The sequence below is a fragment of the Lactobacillus delbrueckii subsp. delbrueckii DSM 20074 = JCM 1012 genome (assembly GCF_001433875.1).
GTDB lineage: Bacteria > Bacillota > Bacilli > Lactobacillales > Lactobacillaceae > Lactobacillus > Lactobacillus delbrueckii.
This window is the reverse complement of record NZ_AZCR01000024.1, coordinates 16798-20263: the sequence shown is the minus strand read 5'-3', so window position 1 is coordinate 20263 and position 3466 is coordinate 16798. Positions and strand designations below refer to the sequence as shown.

Here is a 3466-nt window from a genome sequence, read left to right as displayed (position 1 = left end):
TTTTGTGCTCTGATCCAGTGAAAACGATTTTTCTTACTGGATCGGAACAGTGTTCAGTTTAATTTTACAATCGGCGAAAAAATAAAAACTAAAAGTAAAATCAAATCTAACTTATCTAAAACGCCAATATTCTTATAGTCTGACCAGCTGGGCAGCCGCGGTTAAGCCCCCGCCAAAGCCGGCCAACACGACCAGGTCGCCCGCCTGCGCCTTCCCCTCTTCTGCCAGCCCGGCCAAGAGAATGGCTTCACTGGCGGCTGAGGTATTGCCGTATTCGGCAATATTGCAGGGGAACTTTTCCTCTGGCAAATCCAGCCTCCTGGCTACCTGCTTGATGATCCGGTAGTTGGCCTGATGCAAAAGGAAAAGGTCGACTTCCGCTAAACCCACGCCTGCTTCTTCTAAACAGGCGGTGATTACTTCGGGCACCTTGTGGGTGGCAAATTTGTAAACCTCCCGCCCGTTCATCTTGAAGGGGGCCAGGCCCGTTACCGGACCGGGAAAGGGCTGCGGGCTGGTCTGGCCAGCTGACAGGAATTTGGCCAAGTGGCCGTAGCTTTTCAGCTGGCTGGCCAAGAAATGCGGCTCAAGCGCGTCATTTTTGACCAAGACCCCTCCGGCGCCATCCCCGAAGAGTACAGCCGTCGTTCTATCCTGCCAGTCAACCAGCTTGGACAGGGTTTCTGCCCCGATTACCAGGGCCATCCCGCCCGGCCGCCGCAGCATTTTTTCCGCCACGTCTAAAGCATAGACGAAACCAGAACAGGCAGCTGACAGGTCAAAGCAGGCCGCGTTTTCCGCCCCAACCGCTGCTTGAACCAGGGCCGCCGTGGCCGGGGTATAGGCGTCTGGCGACATGGTCGCGACAATGATCAGGTCAACCCCTGCCGGATCCTCGCCAGCCAGGAGCTGCTTGGCCACCTGGATGGCCAGGTCCGAGGTGTTTTCCTGTTGACTGATCCGCCGGCTGGAAATCCCGGTCCGGGTCTTAATCCACTCGTCACTGGTCTCCATGATCTGGCTCAAGTCGTCATTACTGACCGCAAATTCGGGCAGGTAACGGCTGCTTTTTGCAATTCTGGCGTAAGTCAAGGCAAACCTCTTTCCTGTTCAAAACTATAATTTTATCGACATGTACAAAGTATAGTCCTCGCCTAAAAAATGTCAATACTATTCACGTATTGTATAGTCTACAAAATCCTTATAAGGCTAGTATTCATAAGGGCTTTTAGATAGCAAAAAACTTTTATTTTTTTGCATCACTGGCCTATGTATAGCTTTTTCTTTTTTGCTTTTTTACTGGCAAAAAGAAAAGACCCGGAGGCATTTGCTCCGAGTCTGTCGACTAAGTTATTATTTTTAAAAAATCTTATGCTATTTTTCCAGCCGCTTGTGCTCTATCCGCTTCCTGGCCTCCTGCAGCTTCTCCTGCTTGCTGTTGATGTTTTTGACCCCCAGGATATCCAAAAAGAAAGTAAAGATCGGGACACTGACGATCAAGCCCCAGGTGCCGAAGAAGTGCTCGCCAAAGAGCAGGACCACGAAGGTGTAGAAGATCGGCAATTCCGTCTTGCTAGACATGAATTTCGGATTCAAGATATAGGTTTCCAGGGTATGCAGGACAGCGATCATGATCAAAATGTAGGTCACGTCCTGGATCCCGCCGACCGTATAAGCCACCAGAGACAGAGGGATCATGGAAATGATCACCCCGGCCACCGGGACCAGGCTGCAGATGAAGACCATGAGGCCCAGGGCAAAAATCTGCGGCATCTTCATGATGGCCAGGCAGACAATAGTCAAAGCCGTGTTGCAGACGGCAATCAAGAACTGGGCTTCCAGCACCACCCCGAAGGTATTGGTAAACTTGCGGCCAAAGTAGGCAATGTCTTCAAAAAGCCAGCCAAAGAGGTCGGACTTCAAAAAAGACTGGCTGAAGATCTGCATTTCTTTTAACTCAATTGTGTAAAAGAAGCTCAAGACCAGGGCCATGACAAAGGACATGGTGACTGACCCGAAGCCCTTCAAGGCCGCCGTCAGCGCCGTTAAGCTGCTCTTGACCTGGCTGGAAATCGTTTTTTCAGAGACATACTTGTGCAGCTGGGTCATCAGCCAGCCCACGTCATTGGTCTGGTAATAGTTGATCACCGACTTGGTCATCTTGGTCACCTGCTTGACCAAAACCGGGACATAGTAGCGTAGGGCAAAGTAAAGCAGGACGACAATCAAGAGATAGGTCAAAGCGACAATCAATTTGTCAGAAACATGCTTGAATTTCCCCTGGACGAACCTAACCAGGTGAACGATCAAGTAGGTAAAGATAAAGGAGAGCAGGATCGTGTTCATCATCGCCCGCACATAGTACAGGGCCAGAATGATCATGACCAGGACCGTTGCCCGCCGCAAGTGAATGTTGTTTTTAAATCTGTTCCATAAACTGGCTTCCATAGTGCCTTCCCCAACTAATTAATTTCCGGAAAAATTATTTTGTTTATTGTAAACTTTTTCACCAGAAAAAACAAATCAGAAGGCACCGCCGCCGCTGCCGCCCCCAAAACCGCCGCTGGAGGCGCTGGAGGCCGAAAAGTTGCCGCCTGAGCCAGCTGAAGACGAAATCGCCTCATCAAAGCTGGAGGCAAAGGCCCCGTAGCTGGCACCGGCATAGTAGTAGGTCCAGTAAGGGTCGGCCGCGATCTCTTCCGGGAATTCCAGCTTCAGCTGCTTAAGGACCTTCTTGGCCAGGCCAAAAGCAATGGCATAAGGCATGACCTGCTCCCACAGGGTCAGTTCCCCGATGTCGCGCAGCTTGAACTGGCCAATGTCATCCAGCATGGCTTCAAAGCCTAAAGCCTGTTCAGTTGCCCTTGCCCCCTTTTCCGTCAAGTCGGAGAAGTGGTGCAGGCGCAGGCGGGCTAGACCAAAGGTAGCCAGCACCCAGAGGATGGCGGGCAGGAGCCAGAATGTGTATTTGTCATAAAGGAAGAAACAGACGACGATGGCTGCCACTGAGACAAACATCAAGCCCAGAGTATAGAGGGATAATAGCTCCTCCCGGTCCTGCAATTTCTGGTCAATGTAGCCCTCCTTGATTAGGGCCTTTTGGCTGGCCTCCTGCCAGTTCTTGTAACTGGAAGTAATCTCCTGGCTGCCGCTATATTGCTTTAAGTCCTTGTTGCTGAAACTTTGCCCGTTGCCGACCTTTTTGAAAAGCCTATTTAAAAGCGGCAGGTCACCCTTGTACTTGCGGGTCTTGGCATAAGTGAAGTCCTTTCCCTTCTTGCCTGTCTTAATGGTAATTTCACCCCGGCCGGCCCGGAGGGCGATTTCTCCGGCCAAAGCCTTGCCGTCCGGGTCTTTCTTGGTCACCAGGATCTGGGCCGTGGTCGGGCTGAAGGCGGGAATTTCAAAATTGTGGCCAATTTCTTTCTTGGCCTTGACCGGGCTGCCCGACTTTCTGCTCTTGATA

The 3466-nt window shown here is 51.2% G+C and carries 3 protein-coding genes; all 3 read right to left on the bottom strand.

What is annotated here, in order from left to right:
• Positions 1-132: 132 nt before the first annotated feature.
• Positions 133-1092, bottom strand: a complete 960-nt coding sequence (locus FD23_RS04885; protein WP_003611786.1) for a beta-ketoacyl-ACP synthase III — start codon at positions 1090-1092, stop codon at positions 133-135.
• Positions 1093-1374: 282 nt separating this feature from the next.
• Positions 1375-2448 (bottom strand): AI-2E family transporter, encoded by a 1074-nt coding sequence (locus tag FD23_RS04880; RefSeq protein ID WP_025895647.1) that lies wholly within the window; start codon positions 2446-2448, stop codon positions 1375-1377.
• Between the two features lie 75 nt (positions 2449-2523).
• Positions 2524-3466, bottom strand: a 943-nt coding sequence (locus tag FD23_RS10415) for a DUF2207 domain-containing protein (protein WP_236743880.1), incomplete at its 5' end; no start/stop codon positions are given.